The organism is Micromonospora sp. CNZ309 (genome assembly GCF_002846525.1).
Map to the genome: position 1 here is coordinate 1 of NZ_PJNG01000001.1, position 22,487 is coordinate 22,487.

Consider the following 22,487-nt stretch of genomic DNA (forward strand, 5'->3'; position numbering starts at 1 on the left):
TCGAGCTGCGGGCCGGCGCAGCGCAGCACCTGCCCGGCGCGTACCCGCAGCAGCGTGCCGGGACGGCAGGGCAGGGCGCGGAAATCCAGCTCGGCCGTGCCGTGTCCGCCCGTGGTCAGCACGAGCAGGTCCCTGTCCAGCAGCACCGGGCGCCGCCAACGCGGCTCGGAGGCGAGGTCACCGAGGGCCACCGTGTCGATCTCGGCGGGGGCGGTCGCCGGGTTGCCGGGCGGAGCGGGGGAGAGCTGACCGGAAGAGACCATCGCCTGCGACGGTAGCCCGGGGCGACGATCAACGCATCCCGGGACGGCCGCCCGGGCCGGGCGGCGGTGCGGGCACGCTGCGGCTCCCGGCCACGGGCCGGGCGGCGCGACGGGGCCGGCGGGGGTTGTCGAGGTCACCGGGGCCGGGCTACGTTACCGAGCGGTAGCGCCGTCCGGTCGAGGCACGGCCGGAGCCGGTCCGCGCCGGTCGGGCCGCCCCGCCCCGGCGGCCCCGGCCGACTCGCGATGGGATGGGCATGACGGATCTGTTCTCGGTCGAAGGCAAGACGGTCCTGGTCACCGGCGGCTCGCGGGGGATCGGCCTGATGATCGCCCAGGGCTTCGTCCGGGCGGGCGCACGCGTGATCATCTCGTCCCGCAAGGCCGACGTCTGCGAGGCCGTGGCCAAGGAACTCTCCGCCGAGGGGCGCTGCGAGGCCATCCCCGCCGACCTCGGCCACGACGCCGGCGCCGAGGGCCTGGCCGCCGCCGTACGGGAGCGGTTCGACCGGCTCGACGTGCTGGTCAACAACGCGGGCGCCACCTGGGGCGCGCCGCTGGAGTCGTACCCGGAGAGCGCGTTCGACAAGCTCTGGGCCGTCAACGTCAAGGCGGTCTTCCGACTGACGACCGCGCTGCTGCCCGCGCTGCGCGCCTCGGCCAGCGCCGACGACCCGGCCCGGGTGATCAACATCGGCTCCATCGACGGCATCCGGGTGCCGATGATGGAGGTGTACGCGTACTCGGCGACCAAGGCCGCCGTGCACATGCTCACCCGCAGTCTGGCGCACCAGCTCGCCGGCGAGCGGATCACCGTCAACGCGATCGCGCCGGGGCCGTTCGAGAGCAAGATGATGGCGTTCGCGCTGGACGACCCCGCGTCCCGGGCCGCCATCGAGGAGCAGGTGCCGCTGGGCCGGATCGGCCGGCCGGAGGACATGGCCGGCACCGCGATCTACCTGTCGTCACGCGCCGGCGCGTACCTCACCGGTGCGGTGATCCCGGTCGACGGCGGCATCACCACCCACGGCTGAGCACGGCGGGAGGCGGGAGACGGTGCGCGTACCCCCTGGCAGGCCGGAGCCGCGCGGACTCGGCAGATCCGCGCGGCTCCGGACGGCCGGAGTGGCCGGTGGTTCAGCGACCGGCGAGCAGCCGGCTCACCGCGGTGTCGACGTCCAGGTGCTCGGCCTCGCGGCCGCGCGGGACGACGACGTAGGTCCGGCGCAGGAAGCGCACCAGGACGCTGCGCGGCACCTCGAACAGTGCGTTGCCGTCGGGCGACGACAGCGCCAGCGCGACGAAGTCCCCGCGCGGGGTGGCCCAGGGCCAGACCCGCACGTCCCCGATGCCCGCCGGCTCGTCGAGACCCGTGACCAGCAGCTCCCGGGCGAACGACCAGCTGACCGCCTCGCCGCCGGCGGATTCGGCGTGGAACAGGACATGGACCGCATACGGATCAGCAGGGTCGTAACGCAGACTGGCACGCACCGGCAAGGCGGTGGCATCAGGTGCGACGAGCCTTAGCGACGTCTCGACCTCTACGGTCGTCGGTCGGATGACACTCATGGACGATCTCCCCCCGGCACCGCTGCGGAACGCGCGTGTCCCGCTTTTCCCATACTCAGGTGCTACTCCTGGCTACGCTCCGCCATACGCTGACTTCACCCAGTGGTGGGAAGGGGGTCGGAAAGGCCGCGTGAATGTGAAGATTCATGTAGGATTTCCGGTTCTGCCCAGTGCGTGATCCCGCCCGGCATCGGGTGGTTCAGTCGTCGACTTACTCCGGTAACGTCCAGTCGGCCGTTGCAGTGACGGGCGCGAGCCACACTGGGGGAGGAAATGGTTACGAAACGATCCTCAGTGGATCCGATGGCAGAGCCGGGCCCGCCGAAAGTCGCGGCCCGACCAGCCGAAAAGCGGGGGTACGGGGTGCCGATGGAGCAGCACGAGCGGCCCGGCCGGCCGGGGGCCCAGCGGGGTGACGCCGGCCGGACGATGCTGGCCGAACGGCGGCAGCGACCGCGCTGGCGGCAGCGGCTGAGCACCACCCTCGAACTGATCCGGGCCAACCCCACCGGACGGGTCGCGCTCAAGATCTTCATCGCCATCGCCGGCGCGCTCGTCGTCACCATCGGCATCGCCCTCATTCCGCTGCCCGGGCCCGGCTGGCTACTGGTCATCGCGGGCCTCGGCGTCTGGGCCGTCGAGTTCCACTGGGCCCGCCGGCTGCTCGGCTTCACCCGCCGGCACGTGCACAACTGGACGCAGTGGGTGAAGGACCGGTCACTGGCCGTACGCTTCCTGCTCGGCTCCGTCGGCCTGGTCTTCGTCGGCTCGGTGGTCTGGCTGTCGCTGAAGTACAGCTTCGGCATCGACGTGGTCGCCGAGGCGCTGCACTACCTGGCGACCCACTGACCCGGGCTGGCCTGGCACGTCGCCGGTGCGACCGACCGTCGCGCGGCACGCGGACCCCGGATTTCCGGTCCGGTCCCTCGATCAGGTAGAGTCAGCGGCGCTGAGGGCGATTAGCTCAGCGGGAGAGCGCTTCGTTCACACCGAAGAGGTCACTGGTTCGATCCCAGTATCGCCCACCACGTAGAGGGCCAGGTCACATCGATGACCTGGCCCTCTTTCCATGCCTGAGTGACTAACTGGGTGACTACGGGCGCGTCGGCCCGAAAATGTCATCCATGACCTGTGCGCCTCCGAGGAGAACGGGTCGCAATTGATGCCGGTAGACCTTCTCGGTGACCGTTGTGCCGGCGTGCCCACAGAGATCCGCGATTTCTTCGAGGCTCACCCCGCTGTCGGAGAGCAGCGACACGAAGCTGTGCCGCAGCTCGCGGGGTGTCCAGGCGGCTGGTTCGAGGTCGGCGAGGGTGACGACTCGGCGGAAGGCCCGGCGGACGTTAGCCGCGTCTAATGCGGTGCCGAGTGACGTGGTGAAGACCAGCCCGAGCGGTTGCCAGTCCTTGCCGGCGTCGGCCTGGTCCTGGTCCTGCTGCTGCCGGTGGAGATGGAGGGCCGAAACGCAGCGTTGAGGAAGGGCGAGCGTGCGACGAGACCTCTTGGTCTTGGTGTCGCCCCCGGCCCGAACCGACCGCCACACCTGGACAGAGGGCGGCGTCGGTGGGTCGAGGTTCGGTCGGCCGATCAGGTCGACATGATCCCAGCGCAACGCGCGGAGTTCTTCGGTGCGCGCTCCCGTCAGGAGCGACAGCACGACGTAGGCGTGAAGCCGCGTGCTCTCAGCGGCATCCAGGAGCGCCCGAGCCTGAGAGAGAGTCAGGGACTTGGAGGGCCTTCCCTCCTGCCCGCGCGGGATGGTGCACAGTGCAACGACATTGCGCTTCACGTTGTCCCGGGCCATAGCTCGATTGATCGAGCGATTAAGGCACCCGTAGAGGTCACCGAGTGTGCGGGTGCTCAGGGTGGTTGCCTTGTCGGCTAGCCACCGGTCGACGTCCTGGGCGTGAAGCTCGCGGAGCTTGCGAGCGCCGAGGGCAGGGATAATGTGGGTGCGGCAGAGGATCTCGCACTTGGTGCGGGTGCGATCCGATCGGCCGTTGAGGCCGTAGGCCAGCCAGTCGTTCACGGCGTCGGTCACGGTGTAGTGGTGCTCAGCGATGGCGAGTCCGTCTTCGTAGTCGCGGATCTTCTCGCGGAGTTTGGTGCGTGCTTCGGTTTTGGTCTTGCCGCTGCCTTTGCGCACGATGCGCTTGCCGGCGGGGGTGTAGCCGACGGTGAGGGTGGCGATCCAGCGTTGCCAGGACTCATCCCAGTGCAGGCCGCCTTCTCCTCGGGCACGGCGTTGGGGCATCGGGTTCCTCCTCTCTGGGCTTCCTGTTCGAGCAGGGTGACGTAGGCGGTGATGGCGGTGGCGGGGACGAGGCGGGTGCGGCCCTGCCGGACGGTGCGGAGCCGGCCGGCGCGGATCTGTTCGTAGAGCACCGACCGGGACAGGCTCAGCAGGGTCATAGCCTCAGGGATGCGGTAGAGCGCCTTGACGGGCGGGTCGATGGCGGGTGCGGTCAAACGGGTGTCCTTTCACGGATCGACGGCTGGCTGTCAAGTCAGCCTTGACAGCGGATCGATAGGCATCGTCAGGCGGCGGTTAGGGTTTCCTCTCGGGCGATCTCGCGTCTCTCGCGGGCCAGGGCGGCGGCTGTGTTGGCGAGTAGCGCGTCTCCGGTGGTACGCCATCCGGAGCCGGCGTAGGTGAGGAGGCCGATGATGAGGGTGGTCTCCTCGGGCTGGTCGGGGTATTCGTGGCCGGTCTCAGTGCGTCGCCAGATGATCCGGGCGTCGCGCAGGAGGCGGAAGGTGAGGGAGTAGCGGCGGCTCTTGGTGAGGAAGTGGCCGCCGAAGCCGAGCATGTGCGCCCAGCGGCGGAGGCGTTGCCAGTCGCGGTGGGCGCCGAGGGTCCAGCAGGCGTCGATGAGCCGTTCGGGGTGGCTGCCGTGTTCGTTCGCGTACAGGTCGATGACTTCACCGTCGAGGCGGCGGGAGACATGCCCGGTGGCTTCGGTGGACTTGGTGGCGTACTTGGCGAGGTAGCCGGCTACCTTCCCGTCGGTGATGTCACCGTCGGCGTTGACCGGTCGGGTGTCGACCTGCTCACTCCATTCGACACGCCACCCGGCGGGGTTGACCGGGTGGCCGGCGGTGGTGAAGCTGACCGCGCTCACGGCGTGGGTAATGGCGGCGACCAGGTCGTTGACGTCGAAGTCGTCCGGCGGCGGGATGACGGCAGCCGGGTCAAGGGGGTCGACGCCGTCGAGACGCACGATGGCGTGGTAGTGCACGACGCCCCTGCGTTGCATCTCCGCAACCTTCCCGAACGACAGTTTCACGGGCGGGACGCGGCGGACCTTGCCGCTGTCGGTGACCTGCTCCACCCAGCCGACACCGAGAGCACGCGCACGGGCGCGGAGGTGCCGGTTCAGGCACTGGCCGGACTCGCCCGACGGGTCGTCGCACTCACCGAGGAGATCACCACTCTCGACCGGCAGCTGGCACCGCTGGTCCGCCAAGCCGCACCACGCACCAGCGCCCTGTTCGGCGTCGGCACCGACGTCGCCGCGCAACTGCTCACCACCGCCGGCGACAACCCCGACCGGCTGCACTCCGAAGCCGCCCTGGCCCACCTCTGCGGCGCCGCACCCATCCCCGCCAGCTCCGGACGAGTGCGCCGCCACCGCCTCCACCGAGGAGGCGACCGCGGCGCCAACCACGCCCTACACACCATCGCTCTCTGCCGCCTGCGCTACGACCCACGCACCCGCGCCTACCAGCAACGACGCATCACCGAAGGCCTCAGCAAGCAAGAGATCCTCCGCTGCCTCAAGCGCTACATCGTCCGCGACGTCTACACCGCCCTCCGCGCAGACTTCGCCGCCCTCACCCCTTGACCTCCATAGGAGCATCGGGATGGCGGGTGGGGACTGCGTAGATTTCCGTGTTTGACCTGGGTGTGGTCCGTTGGACAGGACGTTGATCCTGTCCGGAAAGGACCACGTCATGGCAGACAAGAAGAACGCTGCTCAGCTTCCTGAACCGACCGCGGTGGAGGTGGAGTTCGCGCAGCAACTGGTCGAGCGGGCGAAGGCCGACGGAGTGTCGTTGGTCGGGCCGGGTGGGCTCCTCGCGGGGATCACCCGCACGGTTCTCGAGTCAGCGCTCGATGCGGAGCTGGACGCGCACCTCGACGAGGCCGGTGTCGACGAGGCTACCGGCCGGCGGGCCAACGTCCGTAACGGGCACGGGGCGAAGACGGTGCAGACCGAGGTCGGGCCGGTGCGGATCCAGGTCCCGCGGGACCGGGCGGGGTCGTTCACGCCGCGGATCGTCCCGAAGCACGCCCGCCGGCTGGACGGGTTCAACGAGGCAATCCTGTCGCTGTACGCGAAAGGATTGACGACCGGGGAGATCTCCGCGCATCTGGCGGACGTGTACGACGCCGACGTGTCCCGGGAGCTGATCAGCCGGGTCACCGACAGCGTCGTGGACGAGATGGAAGCCTGGCGGCAGCGGCCCCTCGACAGGATCTATCCGGTGGTGTTCATCGACGCGCTGGTGATGAAGATCCGCCAGGGGCAGGTCGCGAACCGGCCTGTCTACGTCGTTGTCGGCATCAGCCTCGACGGGGAACGCGACGTGCTCGGTATGTGGGCCGGCACCGGCGGGGAAGGCGCCAAGCAGTGGGCCGGCTACCTCACCGAACTGCGTAACCGGGGCGTCGAGGACGTGTTCATGGTCTGCTCCGACGGCCTCAAAGGCATGACCGACGCCATCGAACAGGTCTGGCCGCAGGCGGTGCACCAGCAGTGCGTCGTGCACCTCGTCCGGGCGTCACTGCGCTATACGAACCGCAAGGACTGGCAGAAGATCACCCCCACCCTGCGGGAGATCTACACCGCCCCCACCGTCGCCGCCGCCGAGGCACGCTTCGAGGCCTTCGCCGCCGAGTTCGGCGACCAGTACCCCGCCGTCATCCGGCTGTGGCGCACCTCCTGGCCGCAGTTCGTGCCCTTCCTCGACTACGACCACGAAGTCCGCAAGGTCCTCTACACGACCAACATCATCGAGAGTTTGAACGCCCGGTTCCGGCAAGCGGCCCGCCGGCGCGGGCACTTCCCGACCGAGCAGGCCGCGATGAAGGTCCTCTACCTCGTCGTCCAGCAGAAACGCAAGGGCGGCGGGAGCATCACCGGCCGGGTCTACGGTTGGGCCAAGGCCCTCAACGCCCTGATCCTCGCCTACGACGACCGGATCACCATCTAACAACCTCGATCACACCACAGGCCCAAACACGGAAATCGACACACTCCCGGCGGGTGGCGCGGTAGCAGGGGGTCGGCTCTCAGCGAGGACAATCTGGGTGACGACGGGTACGGCCATGCACGGACGCACCCGGACAGTGACAGACGATTTCAGGAGCTCAGCGGGTGTCCCGGGCTAGGTCGACGGCCCATGATCGTTCCTTGGCACGGAACGAGGGGCGGATAGAGGTCTCGGGCCTCTTCATTGATCATTGAATGATGCGACGGCTGAGGGTTGTTGGGGTAGTTGGTTGGTTCATGATCGGCGGGGGAATCTTGGTTCCGCTGTTCGCTTGCTGCATGGGAGCAACGATCCCTTACCAGGACCCCACTCCGGAGATGGCGCAGCAGTACGACAAGGAGGTTGCCGCGTCTGACCGTCTGCTCTACCTCGGGCTGGCCCTTGGTCTATTCCTCTTGGTTGCTGGCATCGGAGCAGTCGTCGGAAGCGCGACGAGCCGCCGCAGACCCTCTGACCGGGAGGAACAGAAACGATAGGCGTGCCCGATCTGTGCCCGATATAGCGGTCAACATCGGCCAGCATCGGCACTTCCACGGTGTCGAGCCGAACGCTCGGTGCCTGTCCGCCGGCCGCGCAGCTACCCGGAGTGTTAATCAAGGCGATTCCCAAGCTGACCGTGTCCGGGGAGAATGTCGGTGGACCGGTGGCAGAGCCGGGTTATTGCAGCGCTGAGATGCCAGATGCCGTGCACGCGCGGCGGCGCGAAGGCGCGTGGGGCCACCGGCGTGCCATGCCCCACCAGGGGTTCGAATCCCCTCCGGTCCGCTTGTAGTCTCCCGGCTGGCTGGGTGACCAACTGGGTGACGATGGGCGCGAGCAACGCCGGACGTCCTTGGACTGCGGTGGACCGTTCGCACAGCCCAGTCCTGCTGCTGGCGCAGCTCATCGACGGTTAGTGGTTCCTTCACACTGAAAAGGTCAGCGGCGCCTGACCAGGTGCACGCCTCTGCCGCGATCGGCGCGTCGTGGTATTCGGTGCAGCGCGGCGGAGCCCCGCACGCGGTTGCGCCGATGCGCGGGTGGCAGGTGGCAATTGTGCGTGTCGACGATCCCACCGTATGTTGAGGACGGCAGGCAATCTCCTGCCGCAACAGCATCGCCTGCTCGTCGCAGTCGCACAGCAGCAGCACCCTGATCGGGACGCTCTTGCCGTCTGGTTGGCCGAGCGGGTTCGCGAAGTGATGAGCGACCCGCGACAGGATCCGGAAAAGCGTGTGCTGATCCTCGGCGCTGCTCGACAGCGAGCTGGAGAGGGTTGCTGGGCAGCCGCCAGGGGCAGAAGTTGTCGCGTCGTGGCCGTTGTCGTGCTCGGTTACCGGACGGGGTTTTCCAGTTGTGATCGGACCTGGCGGAAGTCATCGGCTCGGCTCTGTGCTGCGGGAAATCCGATGAAGGTCACCAGCGCGAAGGTGTGATGGTCGGCCCAGCCGCAGACTTCGATGTGGATGCCCTTGTCTTGGCCGGTGCCGCAGCGGGCCTCGCCGCCGAGTGGGCCAGGCGCGGTGGAGGTGACTGTGGTGAGATCGGTCAGGTTGGCGAAGGTGGCGTCTAGTGTGGCCCCGGGGTCACTAACAGTGCCGGATACTCCACTGATGACGACGGTGCTGCCTCCGGCTGGTCGGTGCCAGCCGCGCTCCGGCGAGTACTCGCCTTCCCAGGTGACGTAGGCGGTGCCGATGGCACTTGTCGGTTCACCGCTGAGCAGCTTCTTGAGGTTCCCCAGGTTTTGCTGGGCGGTCGTGCGCAGTGATCGGTCGACCGATTCGGGCCAGCGGTCCAGCAGCCGTTTCGGCTTGTCCAGTCGCATGGCAGTGATGGTGCGGGAAGGGGCCGTCTGCGCCTCTGACTTGCGGGTGTCGCCGGGCCGTGTGCACCCGGTCGCGGCAAGCAGCCCAGTCAGGAGCACGATCACGACCCCAGTCAGCCGCCTGAGGGCGCCGTTCGGTCTTGCTCTGGCCATACCTCGCACCCCGTCTCCGTCTCGGCCGGCAGCACCGTACACCAGATGACCGACGCGCTGGGGCCCGGTGGGCTGGGTTCAGGTATAGCGCTGCTCGCGGCACTCGTCCGGTTTCGCACCGTCTGCTCAATCGTCTATTTGTCGCCACGAGTCGGCCAGCGGCACCACCCTGGTCACATCATCTTCGAGCGTGCCGGACCGGACCGGCTTGGCCTGGTGCGGCACGCGGGCTCCCGCCTCGCCCGTCAGGTCGTGGCGCTCAGGGCCACGCGCAAAGGCGCCAATCCCGCACGGGCCGAGCGCCGACGAAGTCCCCGTGGGGCCGGGTATTGGGGAGCCGGTGGGAGCAGCCCGGCGCACGCAACGGCGCTGATCTGCACTCAACCGCAGCGGTCCCTACGGTGGCTTCAGGCCCAGAAGAGGATGTCGAGAAAATTCTGCTGACCACTGAGGGGCTGGCGAACCGGGTTCGAAGCACCATCGAGGCTCGTAATGTACCAGCCAGTGGAGTCGTGGATCGCCACCTGTTTGCGGTCGGGTGCGAGCAGGACCGTCGGTCGGGAGGCCTTACTCGCCGGCGCCACCTGATTGACCGTCACCGTGCCAGCAGGCACGTCAACCGTGGCCAGGGCGATGCTGCCGTAGTACTGGTTAAAGTTGTTGAGGGAGGAGATACACAAGAACGCAGCTTTGTCGACCTGCGTCTCGCAGTCGTACGAGAAGCCGCCGCTGAGGACATCACCGCCCGGCTTGACCCCGTAGACGTCGAGAGCGGTGACCGTGTCGCCGCTGACATGGACCCGTACATCGGACTTGTCCAAGCCGGCGATACGGAACTTCTTCTCCTGTTGATAGCTGACCGCACCCTCACCCCTCGGAGCCGTGTCCGGCTGGGTCGGATCGACGGACATTACCCGACGAGATCCTGACGTCGTGGCTCCGAGCGTGGCCCGAATCCGGCCGCCCTCGCCGAAGGTCGGGTTGTCGAAACACTGCTCGCCCTCACCAAACGCCTGCGGCGGCTTCCACCGTCCCGACGGGACATAGGTGCCGTCAGTCAGCGTCGCCACACGCAGCTCGCAGTCGGTGGTGTAGGCCAGCCGGTGCATGGTCGCGTCGAACGCCTCCCGGTGCCTGACGTCGGCTTCGCCCGGCGCCACCGCCGTGGCGAGCAGACTGCCCGTGGTGACGTCGTACACCAGCAAACCCTTGGTGCCAGCGGAGAAGTTGTCCTGCGAGATGACGATCCCCGACGGCAGACCGATCCTGCCCGTCGGCTCGATCACCCCGTCGTCACCCACCGGTGCACTACCGCTCGTGGGAGACGAGCCTTCACCGCACCCGCTCAACATCACAGCAACAGCACACACCACCGCGACCCGCCGCACGACAACCTCCCCAGGTCCGAGGCCAGGCGATGACCCTGCGGCAGTGATCCTAAGCCACGCAGCTACAGCCTGTAGCCCCCCGATCCCTGCACGTCGACCTTCGGGTGCAAGGGTCGGTAGTCAGGCCCCGAGCACAAGGCCTGACTGCGGGGTCAGCGATGTGGATCGAGCCGAGGGCGCGGGGCGAAAACTGCCCCGACCGAGAGCCTCGTCTGTGCTGTCTTGCGCGTCCGCGATCCCGCTGTCCAGCCGCACCCTGAACCACCTCGCCGGCCGCATCCGCGCTCGGACGCGGGGCAGGCAGGGGCTGCTCGTGCTGGCCCCAGGGCCCCGGCAAAGTCGTCAGGTGATGCCGAGTAGAGTGCCCGGCAGAAGAAGGTCAACCGCGCTCACGCCCGGATCCGGGCCATCGGTGAACGCGCCAACGCCACCCTGAAGACCTGGAAAGTTCTGACGAAACGGCGCTGTTGCCCACACCGCGCCACCGCGATCCTGCAGGCGATCCTGGTTCTGCATCACGTCGAGAACCGGGCCTACGCAGGATAGAAGGGATCGTTGTTACACGGACGGGTCCCAGGCGATGAGCTGATCGAAGATGCGACGGTCGCCTTCGAGCTTCAGGGAATTTAGCGGTATGCGGCCGTAGAACATCAGGACTAGGTTACTGGCCGTGCCCCGGGCGGAGGCGTCGGCCGTGTTCGGGGCCTCGCCGGCAGCGGGCTCGCCGAGGCGGGCGACCCGTGCCCCGTCGCTGGACAGCCGCAGGCGCCAGGAGCGGCCCTCGGTGGCGTGGTAATCGACGACGGCGGGTTGGTGTGGCCAGGCGACCGTCGTTGCGCAGAGGGTGAACTGGCAGTCGTCGAAACCGTCGAGGGCGACCTCGTTCGGTAGCGGCTGCGGGGCACCCACGGTGAGCTGGGCGTCGTAGGTGTACACCGCGATCTCGGGGACCTGTCGCCGCGCCCAGGCACCAGAGGTTTGCGGTGACGGCGAGTCATCCCACCACGTCCAACAACTGCGATCCGGGCCGGCCTCACGCAGCGTGCTCGTCAGTAGCTCGATGGACTCGGTCCACCAGGCCAGCAGTGCCTCGCGTTCCCGAGGCGCACCCATGCCGTCGTCCCAAGCCGACTTCTCCGGGGGCGCGTCTGCAGGGCCTGCGGCGACGATGGCGGCTGATTTGCGGCGGGCCATGCCCACGTGTTGTACGAGGTCGAACAGCGTCCGCTCGGGAGAGGCATGCGGATCGCTGGTCAGAACCGGCACGTCGAGGCTGGGCGCCGCGGCGACCGCGGCGCGGAAGGCGGTCGACCGTTCGTCAATGAGCCGCAGATGATCAGAGAACGCCAAAGTCCTTTGCACTCCGGATTTCTACCAGTGTGCTCTGACAACCGGACAGCGATTTTCGCAGCCGACGCGGCGGGGGCCGCGGCACTGGCACGCCAGGGGCCCACCTGCCGTGACCTGCACCGTCACGATGAGAAAGGCTATACGTTCCGCTTCTACTCAACGGGCTGGGGCAGTGGGTGCACCACTGTTCATCTTCATGTCGAGTCCATGGGCGACCGCATATGCGTTGACGATCTCGGTGGCGAGTCGGCCCCTTACGGCGACTGGCAGGCCCTGAGCTCGGGCCCACGCACGAATCGTAGGCCCAGGGGCTGGCAGGGTGGGTCCTGCCGTACTGGCAGCCGGGAAGGCGGTAGGCGTTGGAACAGTCAACGTCAAGGTGTGAGCTGGCGCCTCAGTCTCTACCGGCTGGATGAACTGGATCATCTCGGCGAAGACATCTGGAGTCACGACACGCGTCTTGAACTCTCGGGCTGCTTGGGCTTTGGTTGTGTTTGGGTCGGCCCCGTCAGTTACGAGCACGGCCGTTTTGCGAGACACGGAGCCTGTTACGCGGAGGCCGACTGCTTGTGCCCGACCTTCCAGACGAGCGCGTAGCAACTCGTCGCAACCGGTGAAGGCCACACCTTCCCCGATGCGCAGAGGTTCACCGTATGGCCACGACGCTGGCAGCGGCAAGCAAGCCTTTCCGCGTTGCTCGGCAAGAGCGGTGCGCGCTTCATCGAGGACGGCCTTGACGATCCCGTCGGTGAATCCGAGTGCCTGAGCGGTCATCAGCAGCTCTTGACGCTCGTCGCGAGTGACCCTGCCGTCTTCGATGGCCTTGTGCGCCAGCGCTAGGAGGAAGCCCCGGTGAGCCGCATCAACCTGCTCACGGCTCAGTGAGTAGGTCTTTGCGAGGCTGGCGAGAGAAGCTGCCTCGTCGTCGGTCAAGACCCCGTCTTCCAGTGCTTCCGCCAGAAGTTCCAAGTACCCGGTGGTGCTGATCGGTGCACCTTCTTCGATTGCCGATGACAAGGGCAGGTCGTCGAGAAGGGCGGCCAGAGCGCTGGCCTCGGCGGGCACAGGGGTAGCGGCAGCCGGGCGTCGGAGGGTGACGTTGATCGCTTGACGCGGGACTGCTGGCCAAGCGACTTGGGCGGCTCGGGCGGGCAGGTGAAGATGGTCCGGCTTTGGGGAAGGGCCGAAGTTTCGATCGAGATACGACATCAGCAGGCTTGCGGTTGCGCGAGCATCTCCGAGTGCCGAGTGAGCGTTGTCGAGCGAGATTCCGGTTGCCCAGCAGCAGTCGGCCAGGCGGCGACGGTCCAGGCCGGGAAGGTAGACCCAGCTTGCCTCGAAGGTGCAGAGGTGTGGACAGATGGGCATGGTCCATCCTGCTCGCTCGTATTCACGGCTCAGGAACCCAAGGTCGAACCGGGCGTTGTGCGCGACCAGGGCCCGGCCAGATAGGCGGGCGTTCATCTCGCCGATAAGCTCGGCGAATCGAGGTGCTCTCCTGGCATCTGCTGCCGTGATCCCGTGGATCTTGGTGGCGCCGACCGGGCCGTCCGGGTTCACGAGGGTCGTCCACTCGTCGATGACCCGCCCGTAGGGGTCGGTGGTGATAACGGCAACCTCGACAACCCGATCTCGATGCGTCATCAGGCCGGTGGTCTCGACATCGAGAACAGCAAAGCCGCTCGTGGGAGAGGCAGAGGGCCCGGCGGGCGGGCCACTATCCGGAAGTTGTCTAGGCAACCGCAGGGTGCTGGCAGCACCCAGTCGTCCACGAATTCGGTCCAAAATCCCCACGCCAACCCCTGCCCTCAATGCGATGCCGTATGGTGCGACAACGCGCTGCAAGCAGCAAGCCTGATAGGCGTTTGCGTCGGCTTCCGGACAGTCGTCGTGGTGAAGCTCAGGTTTCTCGTCACGAAGCCGAGTGGCGATCAGGCGTGGTTACTCGGTGACGAAGACGCCCACGCCGGGCAGTGTCTCGGTCATCCCCTTGATCCGCAGCACCTGCATGGCACGGTCGATCACCGGCTCGGTAACGCCGTAGTGCTCGATCAACTCCCGTCGGCTGGGCAGCTTGGAGCCTGGCGGGAACTCGCCGGACGCGATGCGTTCGGCGAGGTCGTCGGCGATCTGCTCGTAACGGTAACGCGGTGGCACGGTGTTCCCCTCGGTTGGCAACACGAGTAGACCACCTACGTCAGCCCTTGACTACCCAACGGTACCTATGGGACGTTGCCGAGGAGGTCGATTCCCCCGGTTGGCGCTGTGGGTCGTCCTCGCCGGCGTGGATGTCCGGCGCACCCCCGCGATCGGGCATCCACGCCTCCGGACACCTGCGGCACCAGGAGGCGGCAGTGCTCCCTTCCAACTCCCCAGCTCGGCGGTTTCGTGGCCTCGGACGCTGGGGCGAGCCGATGAAGCGCGTTTCCTACGACGAGTACGTCATGGCGGCGGCGCTCACCCTCGCCCGCCGCCACCGGCCCATGTGGTCCTGGCGGCACTGGCGCCACATCTGCCGCTGCGGCGCGATCCTGCCGTGCCGCAGCCGCCACCGCATCCCTATCAACCGCGGCCACTGGCCCGGCCAGGACGGCCCGCGATGACCACTCACCACCCAATCAAGCCGGCGTGGACCTGTGGCGGCTGTGCGGGGCAGTGGCCCTGCCCGACCCGGCGGCGGGAGCTGCGAGCCGAGTACGACCGCGCCCCCGTGTCGCTGGCCCTTCACCTGGGCGCTCACCTCGTCGACGCCACCCAGGACCTGGCCCACGTCCCCGCCGGCCACCTGCACCATCGATTCCTCGGCTGGACCCGATGAGTATCCTGCGACCCGGCGACGAGAAGTTCCACTACAGCGACGGCTCCCACAAGTGGATCCCGCCGGACCCGAACTACGACCAGGAGGTCTGGGACGAGCAGGTTCGCCAGCACAAGGAAGGCCACCTCAGGAACGAGCAGCCCAAGGTCCGCGTTCAACGCCTCGTCTGACGCCAGCAGTACAGCAGCGAAGTGCAGCAACGGTGCCAACCGAACCGCACCGATAAGCGCCTCAGCAGGCCGTTTGATCTCGCATCGAGCCAGATCCGCCCTGCTCGCCGACAGTTCACACCGATGGGGTCACTGGTTCGATCGATCCCAGTATCGCCCGCCGTTAATAGTTGCAGGTAGCGAGCCCGTCACCGGAACCACCGGTAACGGGCTTTCGCAGTGTTGCCCCTCTGACACACAGTCCGGCCGATTGGCGTCACTTCACCCGTCGGTTCCGCTTCAGGCACAGCCGCGGTACTGCAAGGCGGCGTCCTTCATGTAGGCCCAGAGTGCCATGCCGTTCCAGTAGTCGTAGGTGATTGTCCAGCCGTTGGCGGTGTTCCCGGTGGGGCCGGTGACGACCTGTCCGTAGCGGCGGGTGCCGTACAGGGTCGACTCGTTGGGTGCGGTATACATGCCCGCGTAGTCCCAGACGACGGTGAAGCTGCTCGTCGTGCAGGCCGCCTGCGCCGTCCCGGCCGGTACGAGAGCCGTCAGCGTGGTCGTCGCGAGGCAGGCCGCCATCGTGTGTAGTAGCAGTCGTCGAACGGTCATTGCGCCATTCTATCGATGATCTTGATCGAATGCAGCTGGCATCATCGCCCAGCGCGGCTCCGTAGGCCGGCCACCGCGCGGTCTGGGCCGGCACTACCCGTGGCACGGATCGGTCCCCGCAGTGCCAGGACCAGCAACGGCTCGCCCGTACCGGTCGAATTGTGGGACGCGGCCTAACCTCTGGCGATGCGACACGACACCGCCGCAACGGCCACGCTCACCACGACCGAACGCGCGATCGATGCCCACCTCCGTGCCGCGCTGGCCCAGCTGCCACGTCACGGGCTGGCCGGGTGGTTGACCGAGTTCGTGGCCTTCGGACTCAAACAGGCCTGGGCATGCGTCTTCGGTGCCGCCATGCTCGCGGTCATCTGCGCGGCGCACCTGTGGTATCCGGACGACGCCGTGCTCGCCCGCAACGATGCCCTCACCGTCGCCGCCGTCGTCATCCAGGTCGCGATGCTCGCCGGACGCCTGGAGACCCTGCGCGAGCTACGAGTGATCGTCCTGTTCCACCTCGTCGGCACCCTCATGGAACTGTTCAAGACCCACATCGGCTCATGGGCCTACGAGCCCGACGGCGTGCTAAGGCTCGGAGGAGTCCCCCTGTTCAGCGGCTTCATGTACGCCGCGGTCGGCTCCTACATGGTGCGAGTGAATCGGCTTTTCAACCTGCGCTTCACGCGCTACCCGAGACGCTGGTGGACGGCCGTGGTGGCTGCCGCCATCTATCTCAACTTCTTCGCCAACCACTACGTACACGACCTGCGGTGGCTGCTCATCGCGGCCGTCGCACTCGTGTTCGGACGCTGTGTCATGCATTTCCGCATCTTCCGGGCACGGTGGCGCATGCCTCTGCTGCTGGCCTTCGTCCTCGTCGCCTTCTTCATCTGGCTCGCGGAGAACATCGCCACCTGGTCCAACGCCTGGCTCTACCCGAGCCAGACGGACGGCTGGCATCCGGTCTCGCTGACAAAGCTGGCCTCCTGGTTCCTCTTGATGATCATCTCTGTCGTGCTGGTCACCTGGATCTCACCGCCGCAACCACCCGACGACAGGCAGCCACCCCAACCGGCGGAGGGGCAGACCTCAACGACGCCGGGTGCCGCCTCGGTCAGAGGCGCGGAGAACTCGCCCACCGCCAGTTGATGTTCACCGATCTGCCGATGAGCGAGCACGTCGTTCCTCCCGCCCTGCCGAGAAAACCCATTGCGAGTGGCCGGCACCGGATGTCGGATTGATCGGCCACCGATCACAGGAGGCAACATGACCCCCGTGTCGCTGCCCACCCCCACGCTGCACACCCCTCGCCTTCGACTGCGTCCCTTCGACGACGCGGATGCGAACGACCTCTTCGCGCTGCACAGCAACGCCTACGTGCTGCGCTACTGGGACGCGCCGCCGTGGAGCGACCGCGTGCGCGCCGAGCGGTTCATCACGGCTTGCCGACGGATGGCAGAGGGAGGCACCGGAACGGGGCTGGCCGTGGATCGTGTCTCCGACGGGGCGTTCATCGGCTGGTGCAGCCTGAACCCGTGGAACCCGGACTACCGCAGCGCATCGCTGGGCTACTGCTTCGACGATGCGGCGTGGGGCCACGGCTACGCGACGGAGGCCGCACGCGCTCTGCTGCGGTGGGCATTCGACACGCTCAACCTGAATCGCGTCCAGGCTGAGACCGATACCCGCAACGTGGCATCTGCCCGCGTGCTGGAGAAGCTCGGGTTCGTGCGTGAGGGGACGTTGCGGGAAGACTGCGTCGTGAACGGCGAGGTCTCTGACTCGTGGGTCTACGGGCTGATCAGGCGGGAGTGGCGGCCGTCGTCCGAGCCGGCCCCCGCCCGCTGAGCCCTCGCTTCCTCGCGCGACGTCGCCCGGCATCCGGGTGCTTCGCTTCGCCGCGTCGAGGGCCGGCACCGGGCACTCCATGCAGCGATCCGCGCGTTTGCAGCCGAACTGGCTCGTCCCCCGGTTGAGCCGTTTCGGGAACTCGCTCACGATGAGTGGAGCGTCCTGCTTCAAACGGAGTGCTCAGCGGATGGTTGGTCCCGCTCGTTCGAGCGATAGCCTGTCGATGTGTTTGCGACTGTTCCCCGGTTCGTGACCGGCTCGCTGGCCGGGGCGCTGTTGGCGATGTCGGGTTGCTCCTCCCCTGACGGGTCGCCCACGCCGGCACCATCCCGTGAGATCCGGGATTTCGACTTCGCCAACGCCGAGTGGTTCGACACGTCGGTGGCCGAGACCGTCACACTTGAACATGGCTCGGCCAAGCGGAGCGACGACGCCTCCATCAGTCCCATGGACGGTGGTGGTTCATGGAAGCTTCTCGACGCGCCGCGCTTCGCGGACGCGGATGGAGACGGCGACGAAGATGCTGCGGTGGGTTTGAGTACATCGGGCGGGCAATCCGTGAATGTCGCCTGGTACATCTGGCTGTGGCGCGACGGCTCCGCCGTCCAACTCCAGAAGCCAATTGTGTCAACGACCAGGTGCGATCGCCCGATCGAGGCGGTAACCGCGGTGACGGGCGGGTTCGAGGTTCGGGCGTTCCTCTTCCATTCCGACAAGGACAACTGCGGGGGCGGTGGCGTCGTGCCGATCTCGTACGTGGCAGGCGTGCGGGACGGATGGCCGGTCCGGATCAGGCCGACGTACGGGCCGCTTGCGACGTGCAACCCGCAGGAATTGATCGTACCGCTGCGCCCCGTTGGGGTGGTCCAGCTACGCGTCGATACCGACGACCGCGCGCCGGTCGTCGAGCCCGCGCAGAAGTACGACAGCTTGTTGGTGAGTGAGCTCGCGGTGTCGCCCTACATACCCGAGGAGCAGAAAGGGGACTGGGTGCTGGCGAGGGCGGCCCGTGGTGACGAGCTGATCTGCGGCTACGTACGCATGGATCAGATTCTCTAGGGGAGGCGGATCAGGTCTGGTACCTGGTCCAGAGCTCGACGAGGTCCGTACCGCTGCTTCCCGTGACCAGGAGTCCGATGAGCTGGTTCTTCGGATCCGTCCAGGCGACCGCCCGTTCTGTCTGACTCCATTCGAAGACGTGCAAGCCCGGGGGAGCGACGGCCTCAGCCGGCCTCGGGTTGGCCGGAGGCTTTGCGGCGAAGTAGCGGTTGCGGACAGCGGTGAAGTCTTTGCTGTCCCGGAACTCGGCGAACATCACCGCCAGGTTTCCGCCGTTGTCGCAGTGGATGCTCTTCGACGGGGCAATCTTCGGACCCGGTTGCGAGGGGAAGCTCCCGTCGACGGCCGTGTCGCCTGAACCACTGCGGCAACCCGCCCAGCTCGGATAGCTGTTCCAGGGCGCCACGAAGTCGTCCATCACGAACAACGCCAGTTCCCCCGGCGTCTTCGGCAGACCAACGAAGGGATTCTTCGGCTCCCCGGCCTCTGGCGCGGACCCGTGTTCACCGGGCGATCCGTCAGCGTACAGTTGGTCCATTAGGATTGGAGCGGAGATCCCCAGTGCGGCAGCCACCGCACCGGCCAGGAGCCACGCTCGGGGTCGCCGAAGAACGCCGCGCTGCCGGGTGGGTCGCGCACCTTTGCTCGGCTGGACCCGGAGGCTCTGCTTGACCCTGTAGTCCACGTCGCCGCGTCCGGAAAGCTCCTCGCGGATCCGTGGATGCGCGGGCCAACGACGCAGAGCGACGGCGAGGCTGGAGGACGCTTGTCCGGTGCGGCCGCCCATCCACTCCGAGACCTCCGCAAGGCTCTTACGCTCATCGACTCGCGCACTCAGCAGCAGAAGGCTCTCGATCGTCTCGTCCAGCAGATCCCAGTGCTCACCCTCCTCGGCCTGGTGAGCCACGACCAGCAACCACCGGACCACGTCAGGTGGGTTGGTCGCAGCCTCGGGATCTCGGCTGACCGGCACGCGCAGCAGGCGTACGACCTCGGCCGCAGCCCCCGGATCGGCGGTGATCGCCCCGCGCGTCTGCTCGTCGGCAAGACCGAGCACGCCGTCCCGCAATATCCGGCAGTTCTCGTCCGACTGGGCTGCCAGTCTCAACAGCTCCAGCGGCGCAGCGGGATCCCCGGTCCGCGCCCTGGCAAGCAGCTGGCCACCACGGTGGACCACGACGTCCGGGTTGTCCAATTCGTCGGCGATCATCGCGAGCAGATCGTCGACGCTGGCGATGCGCCGATCGACGTCATGCAGGGTCGCCGCCTTGACGATGGCCCGCCAAGGACCGCCATCGGGCAACAGGGGGATGTTGGCATGCGGCAGAGCACCGGTCAGCGCCCAACCGATGATCTGCCCGATGCTGTAGATGTCGGCCGGCGGACCGGCAGCGTGGGCGTCCACGGCGAGCTCGGGTGCGGCGAAACCCTCGGTGCCGAACGCGGTGCCCATCCGCGTGCGGTGCGCGTCGGTCGTCTGCCCCCGTGGACGCCGACCCAGACCCCAGTCGGCAACGACCCAGCGCCCGTCGAGCCGCAGCAGATTGTCCGGCTTGAGGTCCCGATGAATCCAGCCCTGTTCGTGCGGCAGGCGCAGAGCCTGGCAGATGGCGCTCACCAGGTCACGCAGTGCCCCGGTCTCGGCCAGGTCCCTGGCAAGGGTGAGCGCGGTAGCCTCCGCGAGTGGCATGACGAACCATTCGAAGGCCGAATCGTGGTCGAGCACCGGCATGACATGGGGATGATCGCCGAAAAGCGTTGCCGCCTCGATCTCCCGCTTCATGCGCGCGACCATGTCCACGTGCCGGATGTTCACCCGCTTGAACGCCACCCGGCGGCCGCTCCGCTTGTGCGTGGCGGCGAAGACCGTCGCCTGCCCGCCACGGGCGATCGGCCGCGGATCGAGCGCGTAGTCCTTGCGATTGCCGGACGCCGCTGTCGGGACCGTAGCGTCGTCGGAACTCAAGCCTCGCTCCTGCAACAAAGGGGCACCGGGCGATGCGCGGCACCAATCATCGCAGACCGCGGGGCGTGAGACGATGCCCCGTGCGGGACCCTCCTGACGAACTTGGCTCTTGGAAGGGCGCCCACTCCCGGTTTCGTCGCTGGACACTGGATGGCACCTGGCAAAACCTCTTAATCGCGGTGCAGGGCGACGCTGACGCCGCCGGTGAGCTGGACTGGCTGCTCACTGCGGTCGACTCGACGGTCATCCGGGCCCACCAGCACCCCGCCGGGCTCCGGCCGGGAAAAGACCACGACGCCATGAGCCGGCCGACCATTGCCACGGCCGGTCGCGAGACGTCCTGAGCACCAAGATTCATCTGGCGGTGGAGTCGCGTTGCCGGCCGATGAGTTTGCTGGTCACCGCGGGTCAGGCCAGCGACGCACCACATTTCGAGGCAGTTATGAATGCCATTGCGATGCTTCGCCGAGGGCCCGGCCGCTGGCCTGGCCATGCGCACCGACAAACTCGCTGTGCACTACCAGGCCGCGCTCACTCTTGCAGGGATTTGCTCTGGACCAAGCCATGATCCGGAGAGCCGCTCCTTAGGCGTCGTTCTTGCCCCAGTTGCCGAGTGCGACGATCGCCTCGCGTAAGGCGAACCCGCGATCGGTCAGCGCATAGGCCCGGGTGTTGTGTCGAAGGGGCAGGCGGAGCAGCACGCCAGCCGCTTCGAGCTCGCGCAGGCGTGTCGCGAGCATGTTCGTCGGCACACCGAGGTCGCGCTGCAGATCGCCGTAGCGTTGTGGCCCGTCGAGCAGCCGTTCCACGATGAGCAGGGCCCACCGTGCTCCGACGATGTCGAGGGCCGCAGCGAGGTCACTCACGCGGTCGGATCGGCGTCCGCCTTCATCCAGAACGGTGAGTAGTGGTAGCCGTCAGGGTCGTCGAATTGGCGCTGGTACATGAAGGGGTAGTCGTCGGTGTCACCGATCCGCCCGCCAGCGGCGCCGGCGCGGTCGATGAGCTCGTCGACCGCCTCGCGGCTGCCCAGGTCGAACGAGACCGTGACCTTCGAGGGCGTCTGAGGTCCGCCAATCAGCTCTTCGACTCCGCCGACGCTCGCGTACATCTCGCGGCTGCCGAGCATGACGTACTGCTCGGGGGCGATCGCGAAGCACGATACGTTGTGGTCGGACATCTCGGCGTTAAGGGCCCAGCCGAGGGCGGTGTAGAAGGCGGTTGCGCGCTCAACGCTCTCGACCGGGCAGGTGATGAAGAGGCTCATGCGGCCATGCTTGCAAAATGCAAGTAGTCCGTCAAGCGGCATGCGTCCTGCACAAGGGTCGGCTACTGCCCGCGTCTGACATGACGGTCGGCCACCGCGTGCGGCATCAGGGTCGGCCTGCACCGCGCGGTTAAGAGGTTTTGCCAGGTGCCATCCAGTGTCCAGCGACGGAACCGGGGTAGGCGCCCTTCCTCGCTTCCGGGGCCGGCAGTCCGAAGAGCAGCGGGACGCCCTTGGTGTGGCACTCGGGGCAGGCTGGGCTCACCTCGCTACGGTGCCGAGGCGGCGTCTACGGGGCGGTCCGCAGCGGGTCGAATCCGGGATGCTGGCTGTACCTCGGTCCGAAGCGAGGCATCTGCGCGATCTCGGCTCCGTGGGCAAGGCCTGCCACGAAGGTCTCGAAGTTGGGGGCGAGGACCGTGATCCGGCAGTTCCGCTCCTGGTCGACGCGTACGACGGCCGGCTGACCGGGCGAGCGGTAGTCGAAGGCGACCAGGTCGTGGCCCGCCGACAGGCAGTCGACGATGTAGCTGCCGGTGTGGCGACGGGCCGGGTCGACGTACGCGCTGGGCAGTTGGTGCCCGACGCCCCTGGGGCGGATGCTCAGCGGGTGCAGTTGATCTGTGCCAGCACCTTGTAGAGGCCCGGCCACGGCTGCGTCGTGAAGCTTCCACCGTGGGTGCACTGCGTGTCCGGGTCGAAGCCGTCCGCGCTGGCGAGGGCGCGCGCGGCGTTGTTGGCGTTGGTCAGCGCCGTGAAGTAGTTGTTGCTCATTCCGTTGCCGTAGAAGGCCTTCGTTTCGGCGGCGACCGCTGGCCCGGCGAGCAGGACGGACGCGGACACCGCCCCTGCCACCGCGGTGGCGGCGACGGTCCGACGAAGTGCAGACATGCGGACTCCACTCTGTTCGATCCGGATGCCGAGCCTGCCAGACGAATTGACGTACATCAACTAT

General features: G+C 67.4%; 23 protein-coding genes, 2 tRNA genes and 5 pseudogenes. 14 read left to right on the forward strand and 16 right to left on the reverse strand.

The features are described 5' to 3' along the window. Positions 1-263, reverse strand: a pseudogene (locus CLT72_RS00005) (AraC family transcriptional regulator); the annotation flags it as partial. A gap of 257 nt (positions 264-520) precedes the next feature. Here CLT72_RS00005 and CLT72_RS00010 point away from each other — a divergent pair. Beyond that, positions 521-1,297 carry a glucose 1-dehydrogenase gene (locus CLT72_RS00010; RefSeq protein ID WP_101414835.1) on the forward strand — a complete coding sequence of 259 codons (777 nt, stop codon included), beginning with the start codon at positions 521-523 and terminating at the stop codon, positions 1,295-1,297. Positions 1,298-1,400: 103 nt separating this feature from the next. Here CLT72_RS00010 and CLT72_RS00015 read toward each other — a convergent pair whose 3' ends face one another. Continuing rightward, entirely contained in the window at positions 1,401-1,832 is a 432-nt protein-coding gene (locus CLT72_RS00015) for an SsgA family sporulation/cell division regulator (RefSeq protein WP_067311359.1), read from the reverse strand. 303 nt (positions 1,833-2,135) lie between these two features. Here CLT72_RS00015 and CLT72_RS00020 point away from each other — a divergent pair, with 303 nt between their 5' ends. Both CLT72_RS00020 and CLT72_RS00025 read left to right on the forward strand, forming a co-directional pair. After that, positions 2,136-2,681 (forward strand): TIGR02611 family protein, encoded by a 546-nt coding sequence (locus CLT72_RS00020; RefSeq protein ID WP_101408965.1) that lies wholly within the window; start codon positions 2,136-2,138, stop codon positions 2,679-2,681. Between the two features lie 104 nt (positions 2,682-2,785). Continuing rightward, positions 2,786-2,860: transfer RNA gene (locus tag CLT72_RS00025), tRNA-Val, on the forward strand. 65 nt (positions 2,861-2,925) lie between these two features. Here the strand turns inward: CLT72_RS00025 and CLT72_RS00030 are convergent. The 3 genes and pseudogenes from CLT72_RS00030 to CLT72_RS00040 form a co-directional block, all read right to left on the reverse strand. Continuing rightward, positions 2,926-4,086, reverse strand: a complete 1,161-nt coding sequence (locus CLT72_RS00030) for a site-specific integrase (protein ID WP_101408966.1) — start codon at positions 4,084-4,086, stop codon at positions 2,926-2,928. Then, positions 4,086-4,301 (reverse strand): annotated as a pseudogene (locus CLT72_RS00035) (helix-turn-helix domain-containing protein); the annotation flags it as partial. The pseudogene CLT72_RS00035 and the gene CLT72_RS00030, both read right to left, overlap by 1 nt. Before the next feature lie 68 nt (positions 4,302-4,369). Further along, positions 4,370-5,212, reverse strand: a pseudogene (locus CLT72_RS00040) (replication initiator); the annotation flags it as partial. Here CLT72_RS00040 and CLT72_RS00045 point away from each other — a divergent pair. From CLT72_RS00045 to CLT72_RS31760, 3 genes and pseudogenes are all read left to right on the forward strand, one after another. Next, positions 5,213-5,677, forward strand: a pseudogene (locus CLT72_RS00045) (transposase); the annotation flags it as partial. A 109-nt stretch (positions 5,678-5,786) separates the two neighbouring features. Continuing rightward, complete coding sequence (locus CLT72_RS00050) at positions 5,787-7,049, forward strand: IS256 family transposase (protein WP_101408967.1); 1,263 nt, start codon at positions 5,787-5,789, stop codon at positions 7,047-7,049. A gap of 697 nt (positions 7,050-7,746) precedes the next feature. After that, positions 7,747-7,874, forward strand: a tRNA-OTHER gene (locus CLT72_RS31760). Between the two features lie 547 nt (positions 7,875-8,421). Here CLT72_RS31760 and CLT72_RS00060 read toward each other — a convergent pair. After that, complete coding sequence (locus CLT72_RS00060) at positions 8,422-8,916, reverse strand: hypothetical protein (RefSeq protein WP_144082143.1); 495 nt, start codon at positions 8,914-8,916, stop codon at positions 8,422-8,424. A 560-nt stretch (positions 8,917-9,476) separates the two neighbouring features. Then, a complete protein-coding gene (locus CLT72_RS00065; protein ID WP_101408970.1) occupies positions 9,477-10,355 on the reverse strand; it encodes a hypothetical protein in 879 nt (292 codons plus the stop codon). Positions 10,356-10,817: 462 nt separating this feature from the next. Between CLT72_RS00065 and CLT72_RS00070 the strand changes: the two are divergent. Next, a pseudogene (locus tag CLT72_RS00070) lies at positions 10,818-11,003 on the forward strand (transposase family protein); the annotation flags it as partial. 12 nt (positions 11,004-11,015) lie between these two features. On the opposite strand, the gene CLT72_RS00075 reads toward CLT72_RS00070, so the two are convergent. The 3 genes from CLT72_RS00075 to CLT72_RS00085 form a co-directional block, all read right to left on the reverse strand. Beyond that, positions 11,016-11,807, reverse strand: a complete 792-nt coding sequence (locus CLT72_RS00075; RefSeq protein ID WP_284040255.1) for a maleylpyruvate isomerase N-terminal domain-containing protein — start codon at positions 11,805-11,807, stop codon at positions 11,016-11,018. A gap of 156 nt (positions 11,808-11,963) precedes the next feature. Continuing rightward, a complete protein-coding gene (locus CLT72_RS00080; protein WP_144082145.1) occupies positions 11,964-13,652 on the reverse strand; it encodes an exonuclease domain-containing protein in 1,689 nt (562 codons plus the stop codon). Positions 13,653-13,748: 96 nt separating this feature from the next. Next, the gene (locus CLT72_RS00085) at positions 13,749-13,964 is read right to left on the reverse strand and encodes a winged helix-turn-helix domain-containing protein (RefSeq protein ID WP_250102012.1); all 216 of its coding nucleotides are present in this window, start codon (positions 13,962-13,964) and stop codon (positions 13,749-13,751) included. A gap of 257 nt (positions 13,965-14,221) precedes the next feature. Between CLT72_RS00085 and CLT72_RS00090 the strand changes: the two genes are divergently transcribed. The 3 genes from CLT72_RS00090 to CLT72_RS32075 are packed head-to-tail and all read left to right on the forward strand — an operon-like array spanning position 14,222 to position 14,795. Then, the gene (locus CLT72_RS00090; protein ID WP_101408974.1) at positions 14,222-14,410 is read left to right on the forward strand and encodes a hypothetical protein; all 189 of its coding nucleotides are present in this window, start codon (positions 14,222-14,224) and stop codon (positions 14,408-14,410) included. After that, positions 14,407-14,625: a flavin reductase gene (locus CLT72_RS00095; protein WP_101408975.1), complete on the forward strand. Its 219-nt coding sequence runs from the start codon at positions 14,407-14,409 to the stop codon at positions 14,623-14,625. The genes CLT72_RS00090 and CLT72_RS00095 overlap by 4 nt, the downstream gene beginning before the upstream one ends. Beyond that, positions 14,622-14,795: a hypothetical protein gene (locus CLT72_RS32075; protein ID WP_199184437.1), complete on the forward strand. Its 174-nt coding sequence runs from the start codon at positions 14,622-14,624 to the stop codon at positions 14,793-14,795. The genes CLT72_RS00095 and CLT72_RS32075 overlap by 4 nt, the downstream gene beginning before the upstream one ends. Positions 14,796-15,074: 279 nt before the next feature. On the opposite strand, the gene CLT72_RS00100 is transcribed toward CLT72_RS32075, so the two are convergent. Then, entirely contained in the window at positions 15,075-15,389 is a 315-nt protein-coding gene (locus tag CLT72_RS00100) for a hypothetical protein (protein ID WP_144082146.1), read from the reverse strand. A 186-nt stretch (positions 15,390-15,575) separates the two neighbouring features. Here CLT72_RS00100 and CLT72_RS00105 point away from each other — a divergent pair, with 186 nt between their 5' ends. From CLT72_RS00105 to CLT72_RS00115, 3 genes are all read left to right on the forward strand, one after another. After that, positions 15,576-16,538, forward strand: coding sequence for a DUF817 domain-containing protein (locus CLT72_RS00105; RefSeq protein WP_101408977.1), 963 nt, complete (start codon positions 15,576-15,578; stop codon positions 16,536-16,538). Between the two features lie 126 nt (positions 16,539-16,664). After that, positions 16,665-17,237 carry a GNAT family N-acetyltransferase gene (locus CLT72_RS00110; RefSeq protein WP_199184683.1) on the forward strand — a complete coding sequence of 191 codons (573 nt, stop codon included), beginning with the start codon at positions 16,665-16,667 and terminating at the stop codon, positions 17,235-17,237. 252 nt (positions 17,238-17,489) lie between these two features. Further along, positions 17,490-18,299: a hypothetical protein gene (locus tag CLT72_RS00115; protein ID WP_144082147.1), complete on the forward strand. Its 810-nt coding sequence runs from the start codon at positions 17,490-17,492 to the stop codon at positions 18,297-18,299. Positions 18,300-18,309: 10 nt separating this feature from the next. On the opposite strand, the gene CLT72_RS00120 is transcribed toward CLT72_RS00115, so the two are convergent. Further along, complete coding sequence (locus CLT72_RS00120; protein WP_158241936.1) at positions 18,310-20,265, reverse strand: serine/threonine-protein kinase; 1,956 nt, start codon at positions 20,263-20,265, stop codon at positions 18,310-18,312. Positions 20,266-20,444: 179 nt separating this feature from the next. Here CLT72_RS00120 and CLT72_RS31765 point away from each other — a divergent pair, with 179 nt between their 5' ends. Next, on the forward strand, positions 20,445-20,609 hold the full coding sequence (locus tag CLT72_RS31765; protein WP_158241937.1) for a hypothetical protein: 165 nt from the start codon (positions 20,445-20,447) through the stop codon (positions 20,607-20,609). Between the two features lie 240 nt (positions 20,610-20,849). Here the strand turns inward: CLT72_RS31765 and CLT72_RS00130 are convergent, their stop codons facing one another. The 4 genes from CLT72_RS00130 to CLT72_RS00145 form a co-directional block, all read right to left on the reverse strand. Further along, positions 20,850-21,131 (reverse strand): winged helix-turn-helix transcriptional regulator, encoded by a 282-nt coding sequence (locus CLT72_RS00130; RefSeq protein ID WP_101408981.1) that lies wholly within the window; start codon positions 21,129-21,131, stop codon positions 20,850-20,852. Next, complete coding sequence (locus tag CLT72_RS00135; RefSeq protein ID WP_101408982.1) at positions 21,128-21,532, reverse strand: VOC family protein; 405 nt, start codon at positions 21,530-21,532, stop codon at positions 21,128-21,130. Before CLT72_RS00135 ends, CLT72_RS00130 begins: the two co-directional genes overlap by 4 nt. 289 nt (positions 21,533-21,821) lie before the next feature. Next, positions 21,822-22,184: an SMI1/KNR4 family protein gene (locus CLT72_RS00140; RefSeq protein WP_374208820.1), complete on the reverse strand. Its 363-nt coding sequence runs from the start codon at positions 22,182-22,184 to the stop codon at positions 21,822-21,824. Further along, on the reverse strand, positions 22,136-22,423 hold the full coding sequence (locus CLT72_RS00145; protein ID WP_144082148.1) for a hypothetical protein: 288 nt from the start codon (positions 22,421-22,423) through the stop codon (positions 22,136-22,138). The genes CLT72_RS00140 and CLT72_RS00145 overlap by 49 nt, the downstream gene beginning before the upstream one ends. Positions 22,424-22,487 lie beyond the last annotated feature (64 nt).

Bases quoted from the DNA above. Each gene is read 5' to 3' on its own strand.
- CLT72_RS00020 (WP_101408965.1), top strand. From the start codon at position 2,136: ATGGCAGAGCCGGGCCCGCCGAAAGTCGCGGCCCGACCAGCCGAAAAG.
- CLT72_RS00030 (WP_101408966.1), bottom strand. From the start codon at position 4,086: ATGCCCCAACGCCGTGCCCGAGGAGAAGGCGGCCTGCACTGGGATGAG.
- CLT72_RS00105 (WP_101408977.1), top strand. From the start codon at position 15,576: ATGCGACACGACACCGCCGCAACGGCCACGCTCACCACGACCGAACGC.
- CLT72_RS00090 (WP_101408974.1), top strand. From the start codon at position 14,222: ATGAAGCGCGTTTCCTACGACGAGTACGTCATGGCGGCGGCGCTCACC.
- CLT72_RS00145 (WP_144082148.1), bottom strand. From the start codon at position 22,423: ATGTCTGCACTTCGTCGGACCGTCGCCGCCACCGCGGTGGCAGGGGCG.
- CLT72_RS00060 (WP_144082143.1), bottom strand. From the start codon at position 8,916: ATGCGACTGGACAAGCCGAAACGGCTGCTGGACCGCTGGCCCGAATCG.
- CLT72_RS00015 (WP_067311359.1), bottom strand. From the start codon at position 1,832: ATGAGTGTCATCCGACCGACGACCGTAGAGGTCGAGACGTCGCTAAGG.
- CLT72_RS00095 (WP_101408975.1), top strand. From the start codon at position 14,407: ATGACCACTCACCACCCAATCAAGCCGGCGTGGACCTGTGGCGGCTGT.
- CLT72_RS00050 (WP_101408967.1), top strand. From the start codon at position 5,787: ATGGCAGACAAGAAGAACGCTGCTCAGCTTCCTGAACCGACCGCGGTG.
- CLT72_RS00100 (WP_144082146.1), bottom strand. From the start codon at position 15,389: ATGACCGTTCGACGACTGCTACTACACACGATGGCGGCCTGCCTCGCG.
- CLT72_RS32075 (WP_199184437.1), top strand. From the start codon at position 14,622: ATGAGTATCCTGCGACCCGGCGACGAGAAGTTCCACTACAGCGACGGC.
- CLT72_RS00010 (WP_101414835.1), top strand. From the start codon at position 521: ATGACGGATCTGTTCTCGGTCGAAGGCAAGACGGTCCTGGTCACCGGC.
- CLT72_RS00135 (WP_101408982.1), bottom strand. From the start codon at position 21,532: ATGAGCCTCTTCATCACCTGCCCGGTCGAGAGCGTTGAGCGCGCAACC.